The sequence below is a fragment of the Streptococcus mitis genome (genome assembly GCF_003943905.1).
GTDB lineage: Bacteria > Bacillota > Bacilli > Lactobacillales > Streptococcaceae > Streptococcus > Streptococcus mitis_BC.
This window is the reverse complement of record NZ_RJNS01000002.1, coordinates 23,517-48,124: the sequence shown is the minus strand read 5'-3', so window position 1 is coordinate 48,124 and position 24,608 is coordinate 23,517. Positions and strand designations below refer to the sequence as shown.

Genomic DNA, 24,608 nt, shown 5'->3' with positions numbered 1-24,608 from the left:
TTATAACGCTTTCATTTTCATTTTGCAAATTTTTTCCTTATCTTACAAGAGAAAAAGTTTTGACTTCCAAAACACCTGCCTCTTCAAAAAGTCGCTTCACACGATTGATAGTCGCCCCTGTCGTATAGATGTCATCAATAACCAAAATCTTCTTAGGAAGAGGGGCTTCCGTTTTAATATAAAAGGGAATTTCCGTAGCTAATCGTTCTGAGCGATTCTTAGAAGAACTAGCCTTCTCTTCTCTTTTCCCTAGTAAATCTTGAAAGGAAAATCCTGCTGCCTCAACCAAACCTTCAACCTGATTAAATCCCCTCTCAAGCAATCTTTCAGGACTTAGGGGAATTACCACAAATTCATAGTCTCTATATTTTTTCAACTCATCCGCAAGTACAGGAGCAAAAACCTTTCTAAGCAGAAAATCCCCATCAAACTTATATCGACTAAAGAAGTCTTTCATAGCTTGATTATAGGTGAAGATTGCTTTATGATCAACTTGAATCCCATCCTCACACCAAAGTTTACAATCTTGACACGTTGTTGACAACCCTCTTTTCATGCAGTTTGGACAATGGTCTTCACCAATCTTCTCAAAAGTAGAATCACAAGCTGAGCAAAGATAGTTGTGCTCATTCTTAAACAGTAAGAGGTGACTAAATGTCAAGTCACTCTTTGTTGACTGGCCACATAATAAACAATTCATAATCCCGCCTCCTTGTTCATCTGCTTGATTTCCTTGATTGCCTTTTTGATGGAAGTATTTAATCCATCATGAAAGAAGAGCAACTCACCAGTTGGTCTGTCCATACTACGCCCAACTCGCCCACCAATCTGAATCAAGCTAGACTTGGTAAAGAGACGATGATTAGCTTCTACTACGAAAACATCCACACAAGGGAAGGTAACTCCACGCTCTAAAATTGTCGTACTGATCAGTATCGTCAACTCTCCATCTCGAAAAGCTTGCACCTGCTCTAATCGATTTTCTGTGACAGAGGAAACAAAGCCGATATTTTCATTTGGAAACTGTTCCTGCAATATTTCTTTTAGTTTCTCGCCTTTTTTAATTTCTGATGCAAAGATTAACAAGGGATAACCTGTTCTTCTCTGCTTCTCAATGGAGCTCTTTAACTTAGGTGACAACTGACTCTTATCTAAGTAACGATTAAAATCCGATAACCAAACTGGCTTTGGAATAATCAATGGATTTCCATGAAATCGTCTTGGCAAGCTCAACCGTTTTAGTTTTCCTGTGCGAACCTTCTTATCTAACTCATCTGTAGAAGTTGCTGTAAGGAATATCCTTAACCCATCTTCCTTTACACATTGGTTTACAGCGTAGTAAAGTATAGGGTTGTCAACATAAGGAAAGGCATCTACTTCATCCACTATCAACAAATCAAAGGCATGATAGAATTTTAATAACTGATGCGTCGTTGCAACCACTAGGGGAGTTCGAAAATAGGGCTCTGATTCGCCATGAAGTAGTGCTATCTCACAAGCAAAATCATTCTGCAGGCGCTTATACAGTTCCAAACAAACGTCTATGCGAGGGCTGGCCAAACATACTGCACCACCATCATCAATCACTTTGGCCACAACTTGATAAATCATCTCTGTTTTTCCAGCACCTGTCACAGCATGAACTAAGGTCGGTTCTTTCTTTTTGACTGCTCGGATCAATCCCTTCGATACCTTCTCTTGAAAAGGAGTCAATTGGCCACGCCATTTTAGAACATCTTGCTTAGAAAAATCTTCCTGCGGAAAATAGTATAAAGCTTGATCACTCCTGACTCGCTTCATCAGCAAGCACTCCCTACAATAGTAAGCGTCAATAGGCAAATACCATTCTTCTAGAATCGTACTATTACAACGTTGACAGAAAAGTTTTCCCTTCTCTTTTCTCATTGCTGGCAGTTTCACGGCCATCTGACGTTCTTCTTTAGTTAATTCTTTCTCAGTAAATAAGCGACCGAGATAATTTGGATTTACTTTCATACTTCTCTATTCGTAAAAATCTAGCGCTTTAGGTGTTTTTTTAGTACAATTAAATCATGGAATTTAGAACAATTAAAGAGGACGGGCAAGTCCAAGAAGAAATTAAAAAGTCACGCTTTATCTGTCACGCAAAGCGTGTCTATAGTGAAGAAGAAGCTCGTAACTTCATCACGACCATCAAAAAAGAACACTACAAAGCTACCCATAACTGCTCAGCTTTTATTGTAGGGGAACGAAGTGAAATCAAGCGTACGAGTGATGATGGTGAGCCTAGTGGTACTGCTGGAGTCCCTATGCTCGGTGTCTTAGAAAATCACAATCTTACTAATGTCTGCGTAGTGGTTACTCGCTACTTTGGGGGAATTAAGTTAGGCGCTGGCGGTTTGATTCGCGCTTATGCAGGTAGTGTGGCCTTGGCTGTCAAAGAAATTGGCATTATTGAAATCAAAGAGCAAGCTGGTATAGCCATTCAAATGTCTTACGCTCAATACCAAGAGTACAGTAACTTCCTTAAAGAACATGATCTCATGGAGCTGGATACAAACTTTACAGATCAAGTCGATACGATAATTTATGTTGACAAGGAAGAGAAAGAAAATATCAAGGCTGCTCTTGTGGAGTTTTTTAATGGAAAGGTTGCTTTAACAGATCAAGGTTTACGAGAAGTTGAAGTTCCTGTAAACTTATTGTAAACAAAAATATAGATAGCACCTACTAAATTTATTCGCAGATTTACAGCTCAGACCTTTGATATAAAAAAATCCTATCGCTTTGATAGGATTTCTATATTTTACAAATAGCCTTGAGCGCGTTATACTAGTATCATCTTATACAAAGAGGTATATCTATGGCTATTTATAACAATATCACTGAACTAATCGGACAAACACCGATTGTTAAACTTAACAACATTGTTCCAGAGGGTGCTGCAGATGTTTATGTAAAACTTGAAGCTTTTAACCCTGGATCGTCAGTAAAAGACCGTATTGCCCTTAGCATGATTGAAAAAGCGGAACAAGATGGTATTCTAAAACCAGGTGCTACCATTGTTGAGGCAACGAGTGGAAATACTGGTATCGGACTTTCTTGGGTAGGTGCTGCTAAGGGATATAAAGTTGTTATCGTCATGCCCGAAACGATGAGTGTGGAACGACGTAAGATTATCCAAGCCTATGGTGCTGAACTCGTCCTTACTCCTGGTAGCGAAGGAATGAAAGGCGCAATTGCCAAGGCTCAGGAGATCGCAGCTGAACGTGACGGCTTCCTTCCACTCCAATTTAACAATCCAGCTAATCCTGAAGTACACGAAAGAACAACAGGAGCTGAAATACTGGCTGCTTTCGGTTCTGATGGACTAGATGCTTTTGTGGGTGGTGTTGGTACTGGTGGAACGATTTCAGGTGTTTCTCACGCTCTTAAAGCAGCAAATCCAGACATTCAAGTTTATGCAGTTGAGGCAGACGAGTCAGCTATCTTGTCTGGTGAAAAACCAGGACCTCACAAAATTCAAGGTATCTCAGCTGGATTTATTCCTGATACACTTGATACAAAAGCCTATGATGGTATCGTCCGTGTAACATCAGATGATGCACTCACACTTGGCCGTGAAATTGGTGGAAAAGAAGGCTTCCTTGTTGGGATTTCTTCAGCTGCAGCGATTTACGGGGCAATTGAGGTTGCCAAGAAATTAGGTACAGGTAAGAAAGTCCTTGCTTTAGCACCAGATAACGGCGAACGTTATTTGTCTACAGCACTCTATGAATTTGAAGTGTAGTCTCCTAAATGCACTTAGCCCTTATTATAGGGCTTTTTCTTTGTTCAATTTAAAGAAAAATCTAAGTTCCCTACAGCAAAATCATAACCACCCGTCTAACGGGTGGTTTGCACCAGGGCTATAAGCCCAAATTACCAGCCAGCGCCTAAAGACGCTGGCTTTCACGTTGTTCAAGCCTCATTGCTCTTGACTCTTCACAAACCTCTCAAAGAGGTGTTCGCATTACTTACCACTATCCCTAAAGGGATCCTCATATTCTTTTACACTTAATTTATCTAGTGCTATATCATGCTTTTCCTGCTCTTGAATATATTTCTTAATTGTGGCTTCATTAAGTCCCACTGTACTCACATAATAACCTTCTGCCCAGAAATGTCGATTTCCAAACTTGTACTTAAGGTTGGCGTGTTTGTCAGACATCATGAGTGCACTTTTGCCTTTTAAATAACCCATGAAACTTGAAACACTTATCCTTGGTGGAATACTTACTAACATATGTACATGGTCTGGCATTAAGTGACCCTCGATAATTTCAGCTCCTTTATAACTACATAATCGGTGGAATATTTCTCCCAAACTACTTCGATATTGATTATAAATGATTTTTCGTCTATACTTAGGGGGAACACAATGTGATATTTACACATCCACTTTGTGTGTGATAAACTATGTGCCTTTTGTGCCATATTTTTCTCCTTTCGCTTTACAATTGGCTTGAACACCTTTATTGTATCGCGTTTGGAGTTTTTTGGTATAACCTTCGACGCGCACCCGCATAGCGGGTGGTTTATTTGTCTCGCACCTCACGGAGCGAGACGGACTAATAGTCACATAAGAAAAAGGAAGCAAATTGCTTCCTCTTTTATCATTAGTTATTCAAGGCTGCTGCCATTGTAGCTGCAACTTCTGCTTCGAAGTCATTTGCAGCTTTCTCAATACCTTCACCAACTTCAAAGCGAGCGAACTCAACTACTGAAGCATTTACTGATTCAAGGTAAGCTTCAACTGTCTTGCTATCGTCCATGATGTAGACTTGGGCAAGAAGTGTGTATGCTTGGTCAACTTTGGTGTTGTCAAGCATGAAGCGGTCCATTTTACCTGGAATGATTTTGTCCCAGATTTTTTCTGGTTTGCCTTCTGCAGCCAACTCAGCTTTGATGTCTTCTTCAGCTTGAGCAATCACTTCATCAGTCAATTGAGCTTTTGATCCATATTTCAAGTGTGGGAGAGCTGGTTTACCAACCATTGCACGGCTATCATTATCTTGGTCAATCACGTGGTTCAATTGTGCCAACTCATCTTTAACGAATTGCTCATCCAATTCTTTGTAAGAAAGAACTGTTGGTTTCATCGCAGCAATGTGCATTGAGATTTGTTTAGCAAGTGCTTCGTCTCCACCTTCAATAACAGAGATGACACCGATACGGCCACCATTGTGTTGGTATGCTCCAAAGTGTTGTGCATCTGTTTTTTCAAGCAAAGCAAAACGACGGAATGAGATTTTTTCACCGATTGTAGCTGTTGCAGATACATAGGCTGCTTCAAGAGTTTCACCTGAAGGCATTGTCAAAGCAAGTGCTTCTTCGTTATTAGCTGGTTTACCTTCAGCAATTACTTTAGCTGTTGCATTTACCAAGTCAACGAATTGAGCATTTTTCGCAACGAAGTCAGTTTCAGCATTTACTTCAACTACTGCTGCAACGTTACCGTTAACAAATACACCAGTCAAACCTTCTGCAGCAACGCGGTCAGCTTTCTTAGCTGCTTTCGCCATACCTTTTTCACGAAGCAATTCAATCGCTTTTTCGATATCGCCGTCTGTTTCTACAAGCGCTTTTTTAGCGTCCATAACACCGGCACCAGATTTTTCACGCAACTCTTTTACAAGTTTAGCTGTAATTTCTGCCATTTTGATTCTCCTATATTTTTTAAAAATAGGAGAGCCGGGCTACGCCCCGCCCTCCTAGGTAATTACTATTTATATGAATTAAGCGTTATCGCCTTCTACAACTTCAACGATTTCTTCGATTGAGTCTGCTTGAGCTTCTGAAGCTGCAAATTCTGCTTCAACTGCTGCTGCATCTTCTCCTTGGCGTCCTTCGATGATAGCATCAGCCAATTTAGCTGTGATCAATTTAACAGCGCGGATAGCGTCATCGTTAGCTGGGATGATTACATCGATATCGTCTGGATCAGTGTTTGTGTCAACCATCGCTACAACTGGGATTCCCAATTTTTTAGCTTCTTTAACAGCGATTTGCTCTTTATGTGGGTCAACTACATACATTACATCTGGGATACGAGGCATGTCTTCGATACCACCCAAGAATTTTTCAAGACGTGCACGTTGCTTGTTAAGAAGTGCAACTTCTTTCTTAGGAAGAACGTCGAAGATTCCTTCTTCTTCCATACGTTTGATTTCTTTCAAACGAGCAATACGTTTTTGGATAGTTCCCCAGTTAGTAAGAGTTCCACCCAACCAACGGTGGTTGATGTAGTATTGACCTGAACGTTCTGCTTCTTCTTTAACAGCGTCAGCAGCTTGTTTTTTAGTACCAACAAACAATACAACTGCATCGTTAGCTGCCGCATCACGCATAAAGTCGTATGCTTGGTCAGCGTACTTTACAGTTTGTTGCAAGTCGATAACGTGGATTCCGTTACGCTCAGTGAAGATGTACTTAGCCATCTTAGGGTTCCAGCGACGAGTTTGGTGACCAAAGTGTACACCAGCCTCAAGAAGTTGTTTCATTGAAATTACTGCCATGAGTATTTCTCCTTTTTGTTTTTTCCTCTTCTCGATTTCAACTTGCAAAACGACCCAAGGGCAACAGTTTCACAATTCATCAAGAATGAGTATTATCGTTTACACGACAGGTTTTATTTTATCATATTTCAACAGTATTTTCAAGCTATTTAGTAGAATTTTAGTAGGACTTTCGGATAAAAACATTAAAAGAGACTCGATTGAGTCTCTTCGTTTTATACATTAGTTTGGATAGATGTATGTTACGTAACCTTCAGAAGTTGTGGTTGGGTTGAACCATCCACGTTTGTTTCCGATTGTACGATCTCCACCGTAGTTTGATTCTGATACTTGGATACGAGTTGATGATGAAACTGCTGTAACAACCGCTACGTGTCCATAACCACCATCATTCCAACATGCAATCGCACCAACTTGTGGAGTTGAACCTGTACGGAATCCTGCTGCAGCTGCACTTGTTGCCCACTGAGCTCCGTTCCCCCAGTAATCTCCAGCCCAAGGTGCCAATGTTTTAGCTCCCCAAGTACATTCACCAGTTGGATAACTTGAAGCATTTGAGCTGTAAGTTGGACGTTGTCTAGCAGGCGCTGGCGCAGGTGCCGGAGTGTAGCTTGAATCTTCCTCGTCAGTTGTTGATGTTGCCTGTACTTGAGCAGAGAAGCTTGTATTTCCTGAAGCAACTACTGATTGTTGTTGGCTTGCTTGACGAGCTTTGTAAGCTGCTTCTGCTTCAGCCGCTGCTTTTGCTTCTGCTTCTGCAGTTGCTTTTTGTTCTAGCAAAGTAGCTTTTTCGCCTTCTGCAGTTGCTTTCTCAGCAGCAAGATTCAACTCAGCAACTTTCAACTCAGCTTGCTTTGTTGTCAATGTTTGTGCATCGTCAGCAAGCGTTTGTTGGTTCGCAATGACAGTGTTGATTGCTTCATTATTTGCAACCTGTTTTTCAGCAATTGATTTTTTATCAGCCTTCTGTTGTTCCAACATTTTGTTGTTAGCTGATACAATCTCGCTCATCGCTGCAACACGTGAAATAGCTTCTGTAATTGATTTTGAGTTTACAATTGTATTGATATAGCTAGTTGCAGCACCGTTTGTTTGTGCGCTACGTGCTTGTTTTTCCAAAGATTCATTACGAGCAACAATGTTCTTAGAGAGCTCTGTAATTTCTCCTTCAAGTTTTTTAGATTCAGCTTGTAGAGTTTCGTTCTCAGCTTCTAAGTTCATTTGTTGAGTTTGGATAGCTGTAACTTGCGTTTGGATTTCATCTACTTGTTTTTGAGCTTCTTTTTGTTGAGATGTCAAATTACTAATCTTACTATCTTGAGCAGCAATCTTTTCATCAGTTGTTTCAGCGTGGACAGTTGTCAATACTGCCGCTTGAGACACTAATACTGTACTTAATAAAAGTGACGCTAAGATTTTTTTCTTCATATTGTGTAGATACTCCTTCTATTTAAGACATTACTAGTATACCAAAAAAAGACATAATAAATATTACGCCTTTGTTACATTTTTATTTCTTTCTTATAGATAACATTTTTCAAAAATATATTGGAAAATAAGCATCCATAAAAAGTTTAAAATCATTGATGGGACAAGACTGTAGACGATGAAAACTGGCATCGATTCTACTGTCAATCCCATAGCAAGGGCAAGAAGATAACTCCCCATATCAAATAGGAAACTCATCACAACTATTGTTAACATTCTTGTCCAACGGTTTAGCAAAATTACACTATTAAATTTATGGAGCGAAGCACCTATCAAGATAAATAGAAGTGTCGCAATTCCTATCAAGTGGAAAAAATAGATATCGTACACCAAACCCACTATACCGCAATAAGCTAGATAGAGATATTCTGAAACCTCAATTGTCTCAAACAAGAGAAATAAAAACAGAAAATGACTTGCTAAATGAAAGTGAGGGAAGAAGGATCCCGCTAATTGTCCAATATGTGCATCAATTAGTACGACAAAAGGGAGTAAAAAGAAAATACCAATTTGTTTTAACAGTCTCATTGCTAATTCCCCACTAACTCTACCACGTGAAGATTTTTGGTGTCAGCACTTAACTTTACTGTTACTTCCTTTGTTAGATAATCACTGCTGTGTGTTGTAGCAACAACCTCTCCAACAGGGATATCCTTAACATTAAAGTTTCCAAGCCCCCCTGTAGTCACCTTGTCTCCCGCGCTAATGTCGCTGTTGCTGTTTAATTGACTAATTTTAAGCAGTTCAGATTCCTTATCATAACCAACGATAATCCCGTAAATTTCAGTAGAACCATGCAGGATTTTAACAGAAATTTTGTCTGAATTTTCGGTGTTTGTCAATAGGTTGATCGTTGTTGAATGATCCTCCACCTTTGAAACACTACCAATCAAACCCCCGTTTGCAATGGCCAACATATTTTCAGAAGCTCCTTTTGAACTTCCCGCATCAATTGTTAACTCTTGTTTCCAAGATACTGGAGCCCGCATAATCACATCTGCTGCAATGGTTTTTGTAGCCTGCAATTTTGACTTCATATCCAGCAACTGACGTAATTGTTCATTTTCATTTTTTAAACTTTCTGATTGATTAGACTCCACCTCTAGTTGATAGAGCTGTTTTTTTAGACTCTCATTTTCATTGTAAGTCTGCGTCAAATGTCCCAAATCCGATTTGAAAGTATCAAACCACTGAAAGGGTTTTTGAACAATTCTATCTACTAAGGAAATCCCATCTCCTAGTTTCGTCACAATAGCGCTTGAATAGGTTGTCACTAATAGAACAGAAACTGCCAGAACTGTGACAAAAACGATGATTAGATATTTTGATTTTTTAAAACGGTTCATATTCCTACCTTTATACTAAAAACCTGCTACTGTGAGCTTCTTATCAATCCTACAAACCTGCTAAGATTTTAAGAAAAATAAGAAACATCCCAGTATCAAAATCACAAGAATTGCCAGTGTATCCTTTTGACTCCATCTCAACTGTCTATACTGACTTCTACCCTTTCCTCCCTGATAACCACGCGCTTCCATGGCTATTGCCAATGAATCTGCACGCTTTAAGCTCGTCGCAAAAAGAGGAATTAAAATTGGAATCATAGCCTTTACCTTTTGCACGATGCTACCTTCGCCAAAGTCAACTCCACGGGCTTTTTGAGCATTCATAATTCGCGTTGTGTCATCCATCAAGGTTGGAACAAAACGCAAACTCATTGATAACATAAGACCAATTTCATGAACGGGAACTTTCACACGTTTCAGCGGTGCTAAAAGAGCTTCAACTGCGGCTGCCAGACTCAAAGGCATGGTCGTTAATGTTAGCAAGGTTGAAAAGAAAATAATCAACACAAAACGACAGAAAATGATTCCCGCTTGTTGCAAAGCATAATCCGTTATTTTTATAAAAGAAAACTCAAATAGGACATTTCCACTTGAAATGAAAAAGAGCTGAAAAAGAGTCGTAAAAGCGATCAAGAAGAACATGGATTTTAATCCCTGAATGAAAAATGAAAGGGAAACGCCTGACAAAGCGATAAATATACCTGTCGCTACAAACAGAACGAGATTGGTGAGAGGATTATTGGCCCAAAATACAATCAAAATCAACAGGATCATGGCAAGCAATTTACTACGCGGATCCAAGCGATGAATGATGGAATCCCCCGGTATATAACGCCCTAAAATCATACTATCCATTTAGCGACTCCTTAAACTCCTCTATCTTGATTGGCAATTTTTTAAAAGCTACACCTCTATCTGCCAAACGTTTACAAAATGCTGTGATTTTAGGCACACCTAACTGCACCTTTTCCATAGAGGCTACATCTTGGAAAACTTCGCTCGGTTTACCACTTTTGACCAAACGCCCCTTTTCCATAACATAGACCTGATCAGCATATTCAGCTACATCATCCATCAAATGCGTTACCAGAACGATTGTCATTCCAGCAAGGTGGAGTTCTTTAAACAAGGTCATCAATTCTTTTCTGCCCAAAGGATCTAGCCCTGCTGTAGGCTCATCCAAAACCAAGACAGTTGGCTCCATGGCTAGCATACCTGCTATAGCCACACGTCTCATCTGACCACCCGAAAGTTCAAAAGGACTGCGCTCAAAGAGTGACTCATTGATGCCTACCAAGGCTAACTTTTCACGCGCAATTTTCTTGGCCTCTTCCTCAGAAACTCCAAAATTTTGCGGTCCAAACGCCACATCTTTCAAAACAGTCTCTTCAAAAATCTGATTTTCAGCAAATTGAAACACTAGACCAACCTGCTTTCGAATCTGGCGAATTTCTTTATTGGTTGATGTAGGAGTAATGACAGTATCGAAAACTCGAACAGAACCCTTACTTGGTACCAATAGGCCATTTAAAAGCTGTAAAATCGTTGATTTCCCACTACCTGTGTGACCTACTAAAGCTGTATAGGAGCCATCCTCAATCGTCAAGGAAACATCAGTCAAGGCTGATGAAGATAGGGGAGTCCCCTCTTGATAGGTAAAGCTCACATTTTCTAGAGTAATTCCCATAACTTGTCCTCTAGCTCTCCTTCTGTCAAATAGCCATCCGGCAACTGATAACCCGTCTCTCTCAAAGATTCTCTCAATTGATTAGTAAAAGGCTCATCTAACCCTATCTGGTCAAGGTCAGTCCGAGAAAAAAGTTCTCTTGGGCTGCTGGTTGACTCCACTTGGCCTTTTTTCATGACCAAGACACGATCACTCATCGCAACTTCTTCTAAGTCATGTGTAATGGAGACGACTGTCATCTGGTGATCTTTTCGAATCTCTTGAACTGTCTGAATCAGTTCTCTTCGTCCCTCGGGGTCCAACATACTTGTAGCCTCATCCAAAATCAAAATAGCTGGTCTCAGGGCAACAACTCCCGCAATAGCCACACGCTGTTTTTGTCCACCAGATAAACGAGCTGGTTCTCTCTTCTTAAAGTCCAGCATACCTACCAACTTCAAAGATTCAGCCACTCTCTTCTTCATTTCTTCACGAGGAAGTCCCTGATTTTCTAAACCAAAGGCAACATCATCTTCAACAGTCGCCCCTACAAATTGGTTATCTGGATTTTGAAAAACCATACCAATTTGTCGACGCAAGTCCCAAACGTTCTCAGAGGACAGCAGTTGGCCATCTATCCAGATTTCCCCAGACTCTGCTTCAAGCAAGCCATCAATCAAACGAATAGTTGTTGACTTCCCACTCCCATTATGACCTACAATCGAAAGCCATTCTCCACGTTTCACGTGAAACGAGACATTATTAACGTCATAATGTTCCTGGTCTTCCTTGTAACGAAAAGACAGATCTTTTACTTCAATAATTGATTTCATTTCGAACCAAATGTCCCTTTGAATACATGAGCGCTACCCTTGAAATAATCATAACCAGAGTAGATAGTGAAAAACAAAGCGATATAAAGCAACAGCTGACCAATTAAATTCCAATGTAAGAGCAAAAAGATAATAGCAAACATCTGACTAAAGGTCTTGATTTTCCCTGGCATCGCTGCTGCTAGAACTGTCCCTCCCGTCTCAACAAGCAACAAACGCAAGCCTGTCACCGCAAGTTCACGACAGATGATAATAGCAACAACCCAAGCTGGAGCCATACCTAACTCAATCAACATGATAAAAGCTGACATAACCAACAGCTTATCGGCCATCGGATCTGCAAACTTTCCAAAGTTGCTGACTACATTCCATTTTCGAGCAAGATAGCCATCGAGATAATCCGTTATACTAGCAACTGCAAAGATGATTGCCGCCAGCAGGTGACTGCCTTGTGAATGACCAAAAGTCAAAATAAGAATAAAGAGAGGTATAAAGAGAATTCTACCAATTGTTAATACATTAGGGATTTGTTCTTTTTTCATTGTTTCTTCCTTAGTCTGTAGTGAATGTAAGTGTTACAGTTCCAGTCTGAGTCGTCAACTTGGAAGTATCAACTGTTTGATTATCTACAGTCACAGTAACTCCCTTCACTACACCTAAGGTGATAGTAACGGGATTCTTAGTTGAAACTGTTGTTTTTGCATTTTTATTGTCTGCGGATAGTGTCACACCACCCTCTAGCTCGCTTCCTGAAACACTAACCCAGCTAGTTACATCCGAAACTGCCAGCTGAACCGTAGCTGTTTCCTTACTCGTTTTATACCGAGCTTCAATGCGGTTTCCTTCGCCTGACACTGTAATAGTTGATTCCGTAGTAGAAGATGGGCTAGACGTCTGACTACTAGAAGATGAACTAGATGAGGTTGTGGAACTAGATGAGGTTGTGGAACTAGTTGAGCTCACAACACTATAATTAGCTGAAGAAGGACTTGGTTGAGTCTGGATATAATTCCAAACATAATAAGTCACAAAAATTAAAATCGACAAGGCAAATAAAATGAAATAAATCAAGGGCAGATAAGAAGTCTTTTTCTTATTTGATCGTCTACGACCGGATAAATCTTCTTCATCAACATCTACCTCTTCATAGGTAATCATGCTTCCTGAATCATAGGCATCCAAAATAATTCGTTCATCCAATTCAACTGCCCAAGCATATTTTCTCAAAAAAGAACGAGCGTAGAAGGTACTAGGGAGTTGATCAAAATCATCTGCCTCCATAGCTTCTAATAAATTCATCTGAATATCAGTTTTTGTCTGCAATTCTTCCAAACTCAATCCTTGGTTTATTCTAGCTAAACGCAGCACCTCACCAATTGTTTTTTTTCTCATACGTACCATTCCTTCTTTCTAGTATTAGTCATCTTTTAGGTTGGAAAGATTGTAAAATCAACTAGATCACCATCATCTATCAAACGATGACCTGCTTCAAGAACATCGTCTAAAGTAATTTCTTGTAAAATTTTTGGTAAATCCAAAATAGTTTCTCCTCTGTCGACTGGTTCATACTGTGTCGCAATAAACTCCAAGGAGTTCATACTACTGAAAAATTCCCCAAACATCTCACTCTTAACAAGATCCAGATGTTCCTCTGTAAGATCTGAATCTTTCGTAAAGTTGCGAATAGCCTTTCGAAATTGATGCGACAACGAAACAGGTTCTTTCGTTTCCATCGTCAATATCACAAAATGAAAGCGACTGTTGACTTCAACCTCAAGTGACAATGACGCATCTAACTTCCCATTCTCATATAACTTTTGAAATCGCTCAGAAGTCCAACCAAACATCATCGTAAACAATAATTTTAGCAAAATATTATAACGGTAGCAATCTTCTGCTGCCACCTCACCTGCTCCCCTAATTCCAACAGCAAGTTTTGGTGAAGAGACTTCCATCCGAAGGTTATCTCTTTCTTTGACAGCTTGTAAAGTAAGCTTCTCCTTCCTTACTACCATTTCTTCCAAGTTTCTAAGTTTCTTTTGCGAAAAATAGTTCTTAACTGTATCTACATCAAAATTCCCAACTAAAAACAAAGACATATTTACAGGTTTGTAAAAGGCTGTAAAGTTATTTTTTAAGTCATTTAGCTGGATATTGTTAATTGACTTTTCACTTCCAACAATATCTGCTGCCAGAGGAGTATTGGGATAAAGATTTGCTAATGTTGCAAAAAACAGGCGCGAATCTGGATCATCTTGGTACATCTCACGTTCTTGTTGAATGATTTCCCGCTCTCGCTCAACTGACTCTTCTGTAAAGTGAGCAACTGTTACCAATTCTTCAAGCAAATCCAAGTTTTCTGATAAATGATCTATTGTTGAAAACAAATAACTCGTCTTTGTAAAACTTGTAAAAGCATTGCTATCAGCTCCCAAGCGTGTAAAAGACTCCATAATATCTTCAGCATTTTCTCTCTCAAACAGTTTGTGTTCAAGAAAATGTGCAATTCCAGTTGGATAACACTGTAAACCTTTTTCAGATAATGTAAAGTTTGTATCTACTGATCCAAATTGAACTGTTACAACTCCGTAAACTTCATTAAATTGTTTCTTAGGAAGGAGAGATACTGTCAATCCATTTGATAGACGAGTCTGATAAACCGTCTCCTTTACAGCAGGATAGTATTTTTCTTCAAAGGTAACTGGTGTCATTCTATTCCTTCCATAAAGTATATCGCTTGTAACCGAACACTATTTGCTGCTTTACAGATAGCTTCTTTGTCAATTTGATTTAATTTTTCAATCCAACTGTCAAAATCTGATGTAGATTTCCCTAACAGACTATTCAAATAAACTCGCTCGATTAGTGAGCTCTGACTATCTTGCGCAAGCAATAAGGTTCTGCGAATCATCTCCTTAGTCTGTTCAATCTCCAAATCTGTAAAATTACCTTTCTTTAGTTCAAGTAATTGATGATTCATCAGTTTTCTGGCTTGATTGCGCTTTTCCCGATCAATGCCAGCATACATCCTCAATTGACCACTAAATAAATCCAATTGACTGGAGATAGTGTAGGCTAGACCAGCATTTTCCCGAACATTTGTAAAAAGCCTAGAGTGAGCAAAACCACCTAACAGACCATTCATTACTACCATGGCCAAATGATGCTTGTCTCCATAGCTCGTAGAACAATGGTAAGCCAATTCCAAAACAGATTGGCCCACATTCTTACGAACCATTCCTTCCCGAAGGACATTTGAATATGGTTGTTGGTACTGAGGCTTGACATCGATTTGACGCCCAGTAAAGGAGAATGACCTCAACCACTCCTTCACTTCTACTTCATTAAAATCACCTAAGAAAAAGAAATCAATACGATCATTCTTCAGAGCATTTTGAAAGCACGTGTAGCTACTTTCTGGAGACTCATTTGAAATGCTATTTCGTAAATCACTGTATCTCAATTGAAGACGCTCATCATGGAAGAACAAGCTATCCAACTCCTTATGAGCAAAATAAAATGAATCATCCATATCAGTAGCTAAACTAGCCAATAACTGTTTTCTTTCAATTTCAAATAAGGCTAGCTCAAAAGCACCATCTTGAGCTAAGGGAGCAAATAAAGTCTGTTTCACCAATTCCAAAATTCGAGAAGTCAAGACATTCTTTTTACTTAAAAAATCATCCCTCACATAAGTAAATGTTAAGTCAAGAATATGTGCCTGTCCCCTACGATAAGCACTTGTGGAAATATCTGTTCCATATAAACTTGCCAAGTATCTGCGAAATGCTTGTGATGTGGGATAAGCTTGATTTGCCGTCTCCAACATATTTGCACTTAACATGCGTCCTGCTATTGTCTCAAGAGATAAGGGAGCAGTAAAACGAATAGTGATTTTATTTGTTTTAAACTTTTTGGATTGAATAAAATGTGCTGAAATTCCAGGCACCAACTCCATACCTTACCTCCTTACATATAGAGTTCTATTATACCACGAAAATCAAAATTTTTCTTGTTCTCTTTATAGCTTTCAAAAGTAAAATCGTTTTCATTTCGACTGACTTTCCTTCAGCTATTTCAGGGAAAATATGGTATAATACCAAAGATTGAGGTGAATTATGGAATACAAATTATTTGAAGAATTTATTACGCTCCAAGCCCTCCTAAAAGAGATTGGAATTATACAAAGCGGTGGTGCTATCAAATCCTTTCTAATAGAGCATCAAGTTTACTTTAATGGTGAATTAGAAAATAGACGTGGAAAAAAAATTCGTGTTGGAGATACGATTGACATTCCTGATTTAAAGATTGACATCACCTTGACACAACCAAGTTTAAAAGAGCAAGAAGAATACCAAGCAGATAAGATCGAAAAAGAACGAATTGCTAAACTTGTCAAAGAGATGAATAAAGGTGTCAAGAAAGAAAAACAAAAAACTACTTCATCACCTAAATTCAAACAAGCTCCACGTTTTCCAGGAAGATAACTATGTGGCTTCAACATTTAACAATTAAAACCTTTCGAAATTACAAAGAGGCAAAAATTGATTTTAATCCAAAATTGAACGTCTTTTTAGGCCAAAATGCACAAGGAAAAACTAATATTCTAGAAGCAATCTATTTCTTAGCCTTGACACGTAGTCATCGTACTCGGACAGATAAAAATCTCATTCATTTTGATGAAGAGCAACTTCATCTTTCTGGCTTGCTACAGAAAAAAACAAGCTCTATCCCTCTAGAAATTGATTTAACACCAAAAGGGCGGGTGACTAAAGTCAATCACTTAAAACAAGCTCGCCTATCAGACTATATCGGACATATGAATGTTGTCCTCTTTGCACCTGAAGATCTCCAGCTAATTAAAGGAGCACCTTCCATTCGCCGAAAGTTTATAGATATAGAATTGGGACAAATTAAACCAATCTACTTGTCAGACCTGTCAAACTATAACCATATACTCAAGCAAAGAAATACGTATCTAAAATCTAACCATAAGATTGACGAAACATTTCTGTCGGTCTTAGATGAACAGTTAGTAGAGTATGGTTGTCGCGTCATAAAACATCGGATAAAATTCATTAAAGACTTAGAGAAATTTGGTCAAATAAAACACTTAGAAATCTCAAATAAATTAGAAGAGTTGTCAATATCTTATCAATCATCTGTCAACTTCACTGATGAAAAACAGCTAACAAGTTCTTTTAAAATTGCTTTAGAGAAAAGTAGATCAAGAGATTTATATAAAAAGAATACTGGTGTCGGCCCTCATCGAGATGACATTACTTTCTATATCAATGGTATAGATGCTAGTTTTGGAAGTCAAGGTCAACATCGTAGTCTTGTACTCTCTATAAAATTAGCAGAAATAGAGTTAATGGAAAGTATTACTAAAGAATCTCCAATATTACTACTTGACGATGTTATGAGTGAACTTGACAACACTAGACAACTAAAATTATTAGAAACGATTTCACAATCTATCCAAACCTTTATCACAACAACAAGTTTAGACCACTTGCAAAATTTGCCAGAAAATCTTAGTATCTTCAATATCCAAAATGGTAAAGTATCTGCAAACCCACATTGACAACTTTGTAAACAAAAAGAACTCCTAAAATTCAGGAGTTCTTTTCTTCTTACATAGAGTAGTTTGGCGCCTCATTAGTGATTTGTACATCATGAGGATGGCTTTCTTTCAAACCTGCACCCGACATTTCAATAAATTGAGCGTTGTAATGCAATTCTTTAAGGTTAGCTGCACCACAGTAACCCATACCAGAGCGAATACCGCCAATCATTTGGAAGACAATATCAGCTGCTGCACCTTTATAGGCAACACGACCTTCAATTCCTTCTGGAACGAGTTTGTTTGCTTCATTGACAGAACCTTGGAAGTAACGGTCACTTGAACCTTTCTTCATTGCAGCGATTGATCCCATACCACGGTAGGTCTTAAACTTACGTCCTTGGAAGATTTCCGTCTCACCTGGCGCTTCGTCTGTTCCAGCAAACATAGAACCAAGCATAACTGCATTTCCACCTGCAGCAAGGGCTTTCACAATATCTCCAGAGTACTTGATTCCACCATCTGCAATGATTGTTTTTCCATATTCACGTGCGACTGCAGCTGCATCGTAGATTGCTGTTACTTGTGGGACACCAACCCCTGCAATGACACGAGTTGTACAGATAGAACCTGGTCCGATTCCAACTTTTACTACGTCAACACCAGCATCAAAGAGGGCACGCGCTCCTTCTGCAGTTGCAATATTACCTGCAATCAAAGTGCGGTCTGGAAAGTGAGCACGAATTTCAGCAATTTTACGTAGAACCCCAGCAGAGTGACCATGAGCAGTATCAATAACAATTGCATCAGCACCTGCTTCAAAAAGGGCTTCGGCACGTTCAAATGTATCTGAAGTGACACCTACCGCACCAGCAACTAGAAGACGACCAAACTCATCTTTAGCCGCATTTGGAAATTCAATCACTTTTTCAATATCTTTAATAGTAATCAAGCCAGAAAGACGACCTTCTTCGTCTACCAAAGGAAGTTTTTCAATACGGTGTTCTTGAAGAATGCTTTCAGCTGTTGCAAGATCTGTACCAACAGGAGCAGTGACAAGATTTTCACTGGTCATGTGGTTTGAGATTGGCTGATTGTAGTCTGAAATAAAGCGAAGATCTCGGTTTGTTAGAATACCAACCAATTTTCGATTTTCAAGTGTCTCCACAACTGGAACACCACTGATACGGTAACGTCCCATCAGCTCGTCTGCTTCAGCAATAGTATGTTCTGGAGTCAAGAAGAATGGATCGATAATAACACCATTTTCAGAACGTTTTACCTTGCGAACTTCATCTGCCTGTTGCGCAATAGACATATTTTTATGGATTACTCCAAGACCACCCGCACGAGCAATGGCAATAGCCATTTGACTTTCTGTGACTGTATCCATCGCGGCTGTTATAATTGGGATATTTAAAGTCAGATTATCTGCCAATTTTGTTGTTAAATCTGCATCATTAGGCAACACATGACTTTCTGCTGGAATGAGCAATACATCATCAAAGGTAAAACCTTTTTTTAAAAATTTAGTATCCCAATTAGACATTGAAGTTTCCTCTTTTCTTTCTTTTTGAGCTTGACTCTTTTTGTGTTGTATCTATCATACCATTCTATGAAAATTTGTCAATTATATTTATAACAGAAAACATAAAAAACTATCCCTGTGATTCTATGGAAGAGATAGTTTTACGATTCATATTTTATCTATTATTTAAAATAATTTAGTCCCATTGCTCCCTTAACTTCAGATAGAGTTTGCCCTGCAACCTCACGAGCTTTTTCACTACCTTTCTGAAGCATATTGTACACTTCACCCATATCCTTAGCAAATTCGATACGGCGCTCACGAATAGGACCAAGTTCGCGTTCGAGTATTTCAAGTAGATAACGTTTCGTCTTCACATCGCCAAGACCACCTCGTTGATAATGTTCTTTCATATCAGCAATGTCTTGAGCATCTTCAGGACGACCAAAAACATCTAGATAATGGAAAACCATATTTCCTTCAATCTTACCTGGATCCTCGACTCGAATATGGTCTGGATCAGTATACATGCTCATGACTTTTTTACGCAAGGTATCCGCATCATCAGCTAGATAAATACCATTATTAAGGGATTTAGACATCTTGGCATTTCCATCTAAACCAGGCAAACGTCCTGCTCTCTCATTTTCTGGATAAATACCTTCTGGTTCCACCAAAACATCACAGTTATATGCGTTGTTAAAAGAACGAACAATTTCACGAGTCTGTTCAATCATTGGTTTTTGGTCTGTTCCTACAGGAACATAATTAGCCTTAAAGGCTGTGATATCAGCTGCTTGCGCAATTGGATAAACCAAAAATCCTGTCGGAATACTTTCTCCAAATCCTTTCTGAGCAATCTCTGTTTTTACTGTCGGATTCCGTTCCAAACGAGCTAGTGAAACCAAATTCATATAGTACATAGATAATTCAGCCAACTCTGGAATTTGACTTTGAATAAAGATAGTTGATTTACTTGGATCCAATCCAACTGCTAAATAATCCAAGGCAACATTCCCAATCGATTCTACAATCGTTTGAGGATCTTTGGCGTGATCTGTCAATGCTTGTTGGTCCGCCAAAAAAACAAACATGTCATACTTGTCTTCTTCCTGCAGTAATACTCTATTTTTAAGACTCCCAACATAATGTCCAATATGCAGTTTTCCTGTTGGGCGATCTCCTGTTAAAATAATAGGTTTCGTCATTTTTTTCTCCTTCGAAATGGTCTCTTCAATTATAGCATTTTTTTGTTAAAATAACAGAAAATTATTTAAATCAAACAACTAACTCTTTGTAAATAAACCTGTAAACTTAATTGACATAAAATTGACAAACAAAAATTTGAATATTTCTCTCTTTTCTAGTAGAATAAATGTATTACATATTATAGGAGAAAAACATTGCTTACAGTATCTGATGTTTCACTACGTTTTAGTGATCGCAAACTTTTTGATGATGTCAACATCAAATTTACAGAAGGAAATACATACGGATTAATTGGTGCTAATGGTGCTGGGAAGTCTACATTCTTAAAAATTCTAGCTGGTGATATCGAACCTACAACTGGCCACATCTCTCTTGGTCCAGATGAACGTCTCTCTGTCCTCCGTCAAAATCACTTTGACTATGAAGATGAGCGTGTCATTGATGTCGTCATTATGGGAAATGAAAAACTTTATAGCATCATGAAGGAAAAAGATGCTATTTACATGAAGGAAGATTTTTCCGATGAAGATGGTGTTCGTGCAGCTGAACTTGAAGGTGAATTTGCCGAACTTGGAGGTTGGGAGGCAGAGAGCGAAGCATCTCAACTACTTCAAAACCTAAATATTCCAGAAGAATTGCACTACCAAAACATGAGCGAATTGGCCAATGGTGAAAAAGTGAAGGTTCTCCTTGCTAAAGCCTTATTTGGTAAACCTGATGTTCTTCTCTTGGACGAGCCGACCAACGGTCTTGATATCCAGTCTATTACTTGGTTAGAAGACTTCTTGATTGACTTTGATAACACCGTTATCGTTGTATCCCACGACCGCCACTTCTTAAACAAAGTATGTACTCACATGGCCGACCTTGACTTTGGAAAAATCAAACTCTATGTCGGAAACTATGACTTCTGGAAGGAATCTTCTGAGCTTGCTGCTAAATTGCTAGCAGACCGTAATGCCAAAGCGGAAGAAAAAATTAAACAATTGCAAGAATTCGTTGCTCGATTCTCTGCCAACGCTTCTAAGTCAAGACAGGCAACGTCTCGTAAAAAAATGCTTGACAAGATTGAACTAGAAGAAATTGTGCCATCTAGTCGTAAATATCCATTTATCAACTTTAAAGCAGAACGTGAGATTGGTAATGATCTCTTGACAGTAGAAAATCTAACTGTAAAGATTGATGGCGAAACTATCCTAGACAATATTAGTTTCATCTTGCGTCCAGGTGACAAGACAGCTCTTATTGGACAAAATGACATCCAAACAACTGCATTAATTCGTGCAATTATGGGTGACATCGACTATGAAGGAACTGTCAAGTGGGGAGTTACTACTAGCCGTTCTTACTTGCCAAAAGACAACTCGGCTGATTTTGCAGGAGGAGAGTCAATTCTTGACTGGTTGCGTCAATTTGCAAGTAAAGAAGAAGATGACAATACTTTCTTACGTGGTTTCCTTGGTCGTATGCTCTTTTCTGGAGATGAGGTTAACAAACCTGTAAACGTCTTATCAGGGGGAGAAAAAGTGCGTGTCATGCTTTCAAAACTCATGCTCTTGAAATCAAATGTCCTTGTACTTGATGATCCAACAAATCACTTGGACTTGGAATCTATCTCAAGCTTGAACGATGGATTGAAAAACTTTAAAGAATCAATCATCTTTGCCAGCCATGACCACGAGTTCATTCAAACTTTGGCAAACCATATTATTGTTTTGTCTAAGAATGGCGTCATCGATCGTATCGATGAAACCTATGATGAATTCTTAGAAAATGCAGAAGTACAAGCAAAAGTCAAAGACCTTTGGAAAGACTAAATAAGACTTCAAAACTCAGTTGGGTTAACCAACTGAGTTTTCTATCATTCTATGAGGTAACATGAAATCATTTTTTAAAACATATCGGACCTATTTTGTTTCTTTTATCATTCCTGTAGTAATTATGACAGGAGTATACCTATCTCAAGGTATCTACTGGAATAGCGATACATCTCCACTATTAGGAGACGGTTTCCATCAATACGTTATTTTTGATGTAGCTTTACGAAATATTCTACATGGAAATGGTAGTTTGTTTTACACTTTTACAAGTGGTCTCGGACTGAATTTCTATGCTCTATCTAGTTATTACTTGGGTAGTTTTCTCTCGCCTCTGGTTTACTTTTTTAATCTGTCGAATATGCCAGATGCTGTTTATCTGACAACTCTTTTAAAATTTGGATTGATTGGTCTGTCAACCTTCTTTAGTTTGAATAGATTATTTAAAGATACCCCAAAATTTTTAAAACTGGCCTTATCTACTTCCTATGCTTTAATGAGCTTCACTGTCAGTCAGTTAGAGATAAAAACCTGGCTAGATGTTTTCATCTTGATTCCTTTAATTATAACTGGCTTACACATGCTTATAACAGAAAAGAAGCACCTACTATACTTTACAAGTCTGTCAATCTTGTTTATTCAAAATTATTATTTTGGCTACATGACAGCTTTGTTTCTAATTTTCTGGTATATCTGCCAAATTTCTTGGGACTTTAAAACTCGAAAATCATCTTTTCTTGATTTTGTTGTTACCTCCTTTTTAGCTGGAATGGCTAGTTTGATTATGACTCTTCCTACACTGTTTGATTTACAAACTCATGGTGAGAAGTTGACTGCCATCACAAAATTAAAGACAGATAGTAGCTGGTATCTGGATATTTTCGCAAAACAATTCATTGGATCTTTTGATACAACTAAGTATGGATCTATACCAATGATTTTTGTTGGATTACTTCCTTTTATTTTGACCATTCTATTTTTCACAATAAAATCCATAAGGTTTCACGTGAAACTTACCTATGCAATTTTCTTTACTTTTTTAATAACAAGCTTTTACATAGAAGCACTTGATTTATTTTGGCAAGGGATGCACACCCCAAATATGTTTTTGCATCGCTATGCTTGGATTTTTTCCACTCTGTTAATTTATACTGCAGCAGAAGTCTTAAATCGTCTGAAAGAACTGAAGCTCTGGAATCTATTTATCTCACTTTTTCTTGTACTAACAGGATTTTTGGCTACTGTCTATTTAAAATCACACTATTCTTTTTTAACTGATTTGAATATCCTACTCACTCTTGAATTTCTACTAGTTTATGCTCTTTTACTTCTTGCAGTCATTAGAAAATTTATCTCTGTAAATCTGTTTGCAATTCTTTTGTCTTTATTTATAACAGCTGAGATAAGCTTAAATGCATCATCTCAAATGGAAGGAATAGCTAAAGAATGGGCCTTTGCTTCTCGTAGCGCCTATAATAGGGATATCACCACTATGGAATCTATTCTAAACCAAATTGACAATCCATTTACACGTACTGAGAAACTGCAAATTCAGACAGGAAATGACAGTATGAAATTTAACTACAACGGAATCTCTCAATTCTCGTCTGTACGAAATCGTTCAGCTAGCACTAGTTTGGATAAACTGGGATTCAAATCCTCTGGAACCAACCTCAATCTCCGTTATGCTAATAACAGTCTTTTAGCAGATAGTTTATTTGGAATCCAGTACAATATTTCTGAAACTTCACTTGATAAGTATGGCTTTCAAGAGATTTATCAAAAGGATCATTTAACCTTATATAAAAATCAACTCTCTTTACCCGTTGCCTTTGCCACTCAATCTATTTACACCGATGTCAACTTTAATAATCACACTCTAGATAATCAAGCTTTATTTATAAACCAGCTTGCTAATCTCAACTTGGATTACTTCTCCCAAATAGCATATGATAAAACAGATACTTCAGATGGTTTAACCAGCATCACAGGTTCTGCGAATGAAGATGCAAAGATTGATTATCAAATTGAGGTTCCTCAAAATAGTCAAGTCTATCTCTCTTTTTCAAATCTTCATTTTACAAACGATAAGCAAAAGAAAGTTGACATCATTGTCAATGGAGAAAAAAAGACTTTTACAACTGACAATGCATTTAATTTCTTTAATTTGGGTTATACTGAAGAACGACAAGCTTTCAATATCAGTGTTAGCTTTCCTGGAAATTCTCAAGTGTCATTTGAATCTCCAACCTTCTATCGTTTAGATACTCAGGTCTTAACTGAGGCAATCCAAAAGATTAAAGAACAACCTGTAGAAGTATCCACCTCTAAAAATAAAGTCTTTGCTACATACGAAGTTAAACAAGATACCTCTATTTTCTTCACTATTCCTTATGACAAAGGTTGGTCTGCATACCAAGATGGGAAAAAACTTGAAATCAAGCAGGTTCAAACTGGTTTTATGAAAGTTGATGTTCCAAAGGGAAAAGGCACCATTACACTTTCCTTTATCCCCAATGGTTTTGTTATTGGAGCAGCCTGCTCACTAACTGCCCTTCTTCTTTTTGGGATCTATAATCACATACGAAATTTATCTAAGACATAAAAAGATTGACCAAG

Annotated in this window: 22 protein-coding genes and 1 pseudogene; 6 read left to right on the top strand and 17 right to left on the bottom strand. The window is 38.3% G+C overall.

What is annotated here, in order from left to right; translation table 11 throughout:
* Positions 1 to 37: 37 nt before the first annotated feature.
* A complete protein-coding gene (locus D8854_RS03875) occupies positions 38 to 700 on the bottom strand; it encodes a ComF family protein (protein ID WP_125449749.1) in 663 nt (220 codons plus the stop codon).
* Positions 697 to 1,995: a DEAD/DEAH box helicase gene (locus tag D8854_RS03870; RefSeq protein WP_125449747.1), complete on the bottom strand. Its 1,299-nt coding sequence runs from the start codon at positions 1,993 to 1,995 to the stop codon at positions 697 to 699. Before D8854_RS03870 ends, D8854_RS03875 begins: the two co-directional genes overlap by 4 nt.
* 56 nt (positions 1,996 to 2,051) lie before the next feature.
* Here D8854_RS03870 and D8854_RS03865 point away from each other — a divergent pair, with 56 nt between their 5' ends.
* Together D8854_RS03865 and cysK are read left to right on the top strand one after the other, a co-directional pair.
* Positions 2,052 to 2,687: a YigZ family protein gene (locus D8854_RS03865; RefSeq protein WP_125449745.1), complete on the top strand. Its 636-nt coding sequence runs from the start codon at positions 2,052 to 2,054 to the stop codon at positions 2,685 to 2,687.
* A 155-nt stretch (positions 2,688 to 2,842) separates the two neighbouring features.
* Positions 2,843 to 3,769: a cysteine synthase A gene (gene cysK / locus D8854_RS03860; RefSeq protein WP_125449743.1), complete on the top strand. Its 927-nt coding sequence runs from the start codon at positions 2,843 to 2,845 to the stop codon at positions 3,767 to 3,769.
* 222 nt (positions 3,770 to 3,991) lie between these two features.
* Here the strand turns inward: cysK and tnpA are convergent.
* The 13 genes and pseudogenes from tnpA to yfmF form a co-directional block, all read right to left on the bottom strand.
* A pseudogene (gene tnpA / locus D8854_RS03855) lies at positions 3,992 to 4,455 on the bottom strand (IS200/IS605 family transposase).
* Positions 4,456 to 4,637: 182 nt separating this feature from the next.
* The gene (tsf, locus tag D8854_RS03850) at positions 4,638 to 5,678 is read right to left on the bottom strand and encodes a translation elongation factor Ts (RefSeq protein ID WP_084948207.1); all 1,041 of its coding nucleotides are present in this window, start codon (positions 5,676 to 5,678) and stop codon (positions 4,638 to 4,640) included.
* A 78-nt stretch (positions 5,679 to 5,756) separates the two neighbouring features.
* A complete protein-coding gene (gene rpsB / locus D8854_RS03845) occupies positions 5,757 to 6,536 on the bottom strand; it encodes a 30S ribosomal protein S2 (RefSeq protein WP_000268475.1) in 780 nt (259 codons plus the stop codon).
* A gap of 222 nt (positions 6,537 to 6,758) precedes the next feature.
* Positions 6,759 to 7,964, bottom strand: coding sequence for a peptidoglycan hydrolase PcsB (gene pcsB / locus D8854_RS03835; protein WP_125449741.1), 1,206 nt, complete (start codon positions 7,962 to 7,964; stop codon positions 6,759 to 6,761).
* Between the two features lie 93 nt (positions 7,965 to 8,057).
* Complete coding sequence (gene mreD / locus D8854_RS03830; RefSeq protein WP_001237915.1) at positions 8,058 to 8,552, bottom strand: rod shape-determining protein MreD; 495 nt, start codon at positions 8,550 to 8,552, stop codon at positions 8,058 to 8,060.
* 2 nt (positions 8,553 to 8,554) lie between these two features.
* Complete coding sequence (gene mreC / locus D8854_RS03825; RefSeq protein WP_001078970.1) at positions 8,555 to 9,370, bottom strand: rod shape-determining protein MreC; 816 nt, start codon at positions 9,368 to 9,370, stop codon at positions 8,555 to 8,557.
* Between the two features lie 60 nt (positions 9,371 to 9,430).
* A complete protein-coding gene (locus tag D8854_RS03820; RefSeq protein WP_000377884.1) occupies positions 9,431 to 10,225 on the bottom strand; it encodes an energy-coupling factor transporter transmembrane component T family protein in 795 nt (264 codons plus the stop codon).
* On the bottom strand, positions 10,218 to 11,057 hold the full coding sequence (locus D8854_RS03815) for an energy-coupling factor transporter ATPase (protein ID WP_125449739.1): 840 nt from the start codon (positions 11,055 to 11,057) through the stop codon (positions 10,218 to 10,220). The genes D8854_RS03820 and D8854_RS03815 overlap by 8 nt, the downstream gene beginning before the upstream one ends.
* Entirely contained in the window at positions 11,042 to 11,869 is an 828-nt protein-coding gene (locus tag D8854_RS03810) for an energy-coupling factor ABC transporter ATP-binding protein (protein ID WP_125449737.1), read from the bottom strand. The genes D8854_RS03815 and D8854_RS03810 overlap by 16 nt, the downstream gene beginning before the upstream one ends.
* Entirely contained in the window at positions 11,866 to 12,411 is a 546-nt protein-coding gene (pgsA, locus tag D8854_RS03805) for a CDP-diacylglycerol--glycerol-3-phosphate 3-phosphatidyltransferase (RefSeq protein WP_000712144.1), read from the bottom strand. The genes D8854_RS03810 and pgsA overlap by 4 nt, the downstream gene beginning before the upstream one ends.
* Positions 12,412 to 12,421: 10 nt before the next feature.
* Positions 12,422 to 13,261: a cytoskeleton protein RodZ gene (gene rodZ / locus D8854_RS03800; protein WP_185768063.1), complete on the bottom strand. Its 840-nt coding sequence runs from the start codon at positions 13,259 to 13,261 to the stop codon at positions 12,422 to 12,424.
* Between the two features lie 35 nt (positions 13,262 to 13,296).
* Positions 13,297 to 14,580 (bottom strand): EF-P 5-aminopentanol modification-associated protein YfmH, encoded by a 1,284-nt coding sequence (gene yfmH, locus D8854_RS03795; protein ID WP_125449733.1) that lies wholly within the window; start codon positions 14,578 to 14,580, stop codon positions 13,297 to 13,299.
* Positions 14,577 to 15,827 carry an EF-P 5-aminopentanol modification-associated protein YfmF gene (yfmF, locus tag D8854_RS03790; protein ID WP_125399225.1) on the bottom strand — a complete coding sequence of 417 codons (1,251 nt, stop codon included), beginning with the start codon at positions 15,825 to 15,827 and terminating at the stop codon, positions 14,577 to 14,579. Before yfmF ends, yfmH begins: the two co-directional genes overlap by 4 nt.
* A 160-nt stretch (positions 15,828 to 15,987) precedes the next feature.
* Between yfmF and yaaA the strand changes: the two genes are divergently transcribed.
* Positions 15,988 to 16,356: a S4 domain-containing protein YaaA gene (gene yaaA, locus D8854_RS03785; protein ID WP_125449731.1), complete on the top strand. Its 369-nt coding sequence runs from the start codon at positions 15,988 to 15,990 to the stop codon at positions 16,354 to 16,356.
* Positions 16,357 to 16,358: 2 nt separating this feature from the next.
* Positions 16,359 to 17,456 (top strand): DNA replication/repair protein RecF, encoded by a 1,098-nt coding sequence (recF, locus tag D8854_RS03780; RefSeq protein WP_125449729.1) that lies wholly within the window; start codon positions 16,359 to 16,361, stop codon positions 17,454 to 17,456.
* Positions 17,457 to 17,505: 49 nt separating this feature from the next.
* Here the strand turns inward: recF and guaB are convergent, their stop codons facing one another.
* Together guaB and trpS are read right to left on the bottom strand one after the other, a co-directional pair.
* On the bottom strand, positions 17,506 to 18,984 hold the full coding sequence (gene guaB, locus D8854_RS03775) for an IMP dehydrogenase (RefSeq protein WP_125449727.1): 1,479 nt from the start codon (positions 18,982 to 18,984) through the stop codon (positions 17,506 to 17,508).
* Positions 18,985 to 19,145: 161 nt separating this feature from the next.
* Positions 19,146 to 20,171 (bottom strand): tryptophan--tRNA ligase, encoded by a 1,026-nt coding sequence (trpS, locus tag D8854_RS03770; protein ID WP_000165453.1) that lies wholly within the window; start codon positions 20,169 to 20,171, stop codon positions 19,146 to 19,148.
* A gap of 195 nt (positions 20,172 to 20,366) precedes the next feature.
* On the opposite strand from trpS, the gene D8854_RS03765 reads away from it, so the two are divergent.
* Both D8854_RS03765 and D8854_RS03760 read left to right on the top strand, forming a co-directional pair.
* Positions 20,367 to 21,989 (top strand): ATP-binding cassette domain-containing protein, encoded by a 1,623-nt coding sequence (locus tag D8854_RS03765; RefSeq protein WP_125449725.1) that lies wholly within the window; start codon positions 20,367 to 20,369, stop codon positions 21,987 to 21,989.
* Between the two features lie 61 nt (positions 21,990 to 22,050).
* Positions 22,051 to 24,594, top strand: a complete 2,544-nt coding sequence (locus D8854_RS03760; RefSeq protein WP_125449723.1) for a YfhO family protein — start codon at positions 22,051 to 22,053, stop codon at positions 24,592 to 24,594.
* Positions 24,595 to 24,608: the final 14 nt, after the last annotated feature.

Excerpts from the sequence above, each read along its gene's own strand:
- D8854_RS03875 (WP_125449749.1), bottom strand. The coding sequence starts at position 700 with ATGAATTGTTTATTATGTGGCCAGTCAACAAAGAGTGACTTGACATTT.
- D8854_RS03870 (WP_125449747.1), bottom strand. The coding sequence starts at position 1,995 with ATGAAAGTAAATCCAAATTATCTCGGTCGCTTATTTACTGAGAAAGAA.
- D8854_RS03865 (WP_125449745.1), top strand. The coding sequence starts at position 2,052 with ATGGAATTTAGAACAATTAAAGAGGACGGGCAAGTCCAAGAAGAAATT.
- cysK (WP_125449743.1), top strand. The coding sequence starts at position 2,843 with ATGGCTATTTATAACAATATCACTGAACTAATCGGACAAACACCGATT.
- tsf (WP_084948207.1), bottom strand. The coding sequence starts at position 5,678 with ATGGCAGAAATTACAGCTAAACTTGTAAAAGAGTTGCGTGAAAAATCT.
- rpsB (WP_000268475.1), bottom strand. The coding sequence starts at position 6,536 with ATGGCAGTAATTTCAATGAAACAACTTCTTGAGGCTGGTGTACACTTT.
- pcsB (WP_125449741.1), bottom strand. The coding sequence starts at position 7,964 with ATGAAGAAAAAAATCTTAGCGTCACTTTTATTAAGTACAGTATTAGTG.
- mreD (WP_001237915.1), bottom strand. The coding sequence starts at position 8,552 with ATGAGACTGTTAAAACAAATTGGTATTTTCTTTTTACTCCCTTTTGTC.
- mreC (WP_001078970.1), bottom strand. The coding sequence starts at position 9,370 with ATGAACCGTTTTAAAAAATCAAAATATCTAATCATCGTTTTTGTCACA.
- D8854_RS03820 (WP_000377884.1), bottom strand. The coding sequence starts at position 10,225 with ATGGATAGTATGATTTTAGGGCGTTATATACCGGGGGATTCCATCATT.
- D8854_RS03815 (WP_125449739.1), bottom strand. The coding sequence starts at position 11,057 with ATGGGAATTACTCTAGAAAATGTGAGCTTTACCTATCAAGAGGGGACT.
- D8854_RS03810 (WP_125449737.1), bottom strand. The coding sequence starts at position 11,869 with ATGAAATCAATTATTGAAGTAAAAGATCTGTCTTTTCGTTACAAGGAA.
- pgsA (WP_000712144.1), bottom strand. The coding sequence starts at position 12,411 with ATGAAAAAAGAACAAATCCCTAATGTATTAACAATTGGTAGAATTCTC.
- rodZ (WP_185768063.1), bottom strand. The coding sequence starts at position 13,261 with ATGAGAAAAAAAACAATTGGTGAGGTGCTGCGTTTAGCTAGAATAAAC.
- yfmH (WP_125449733.1), bottom strand. The coding sequence starts at position 14,580 with ATGACACCAGTTACCTTTGAAGAAAAATACTATCCTGCTGTAAAGGAG.
- yfmF (WP_125399225.1), bottom strand. The coding sequence starts at position 15,827 with ATGGAGTTGGTGCCTGGAATTTCAGCACATTTTATTCAATCCAAAAAG.
- yaaA (WP_125449731.1), top strand. The coding sequence starts at position 15,988 with ATGGAATACAAATTATTTGAAGAATTTATTACGCTCCAAGCCCTCCTA.
- recF (WP_125449729.1), top strand. The coding sequence starts at position 16,359 with ATGTGGCTTCAACATTTAACAATTAAAACCTTTCGAAATTACAAAGAG.
- guaB (WP_125449727.1), bottom strand. The coding sequence starts at position 18,984 with ATGTCTAATTGGGATACTAAATTTTTAAAAAAAGGTTTTACCTTTGAT.
- trpS (WP_000165453.1), bottom strand. The coding sequence starts at position 20,171 with ATGACGAAACCTATTATTTTAACAGGAGATCGCCCAACAGGAAAACTG.
- D8854_RS03760 (WP_125449723.1), top strand. The coding sequence starts at position 22,051 with ATGAAATCATTTTTTAAAACATATCGGACCTATTTTGTTTCTTTTATC.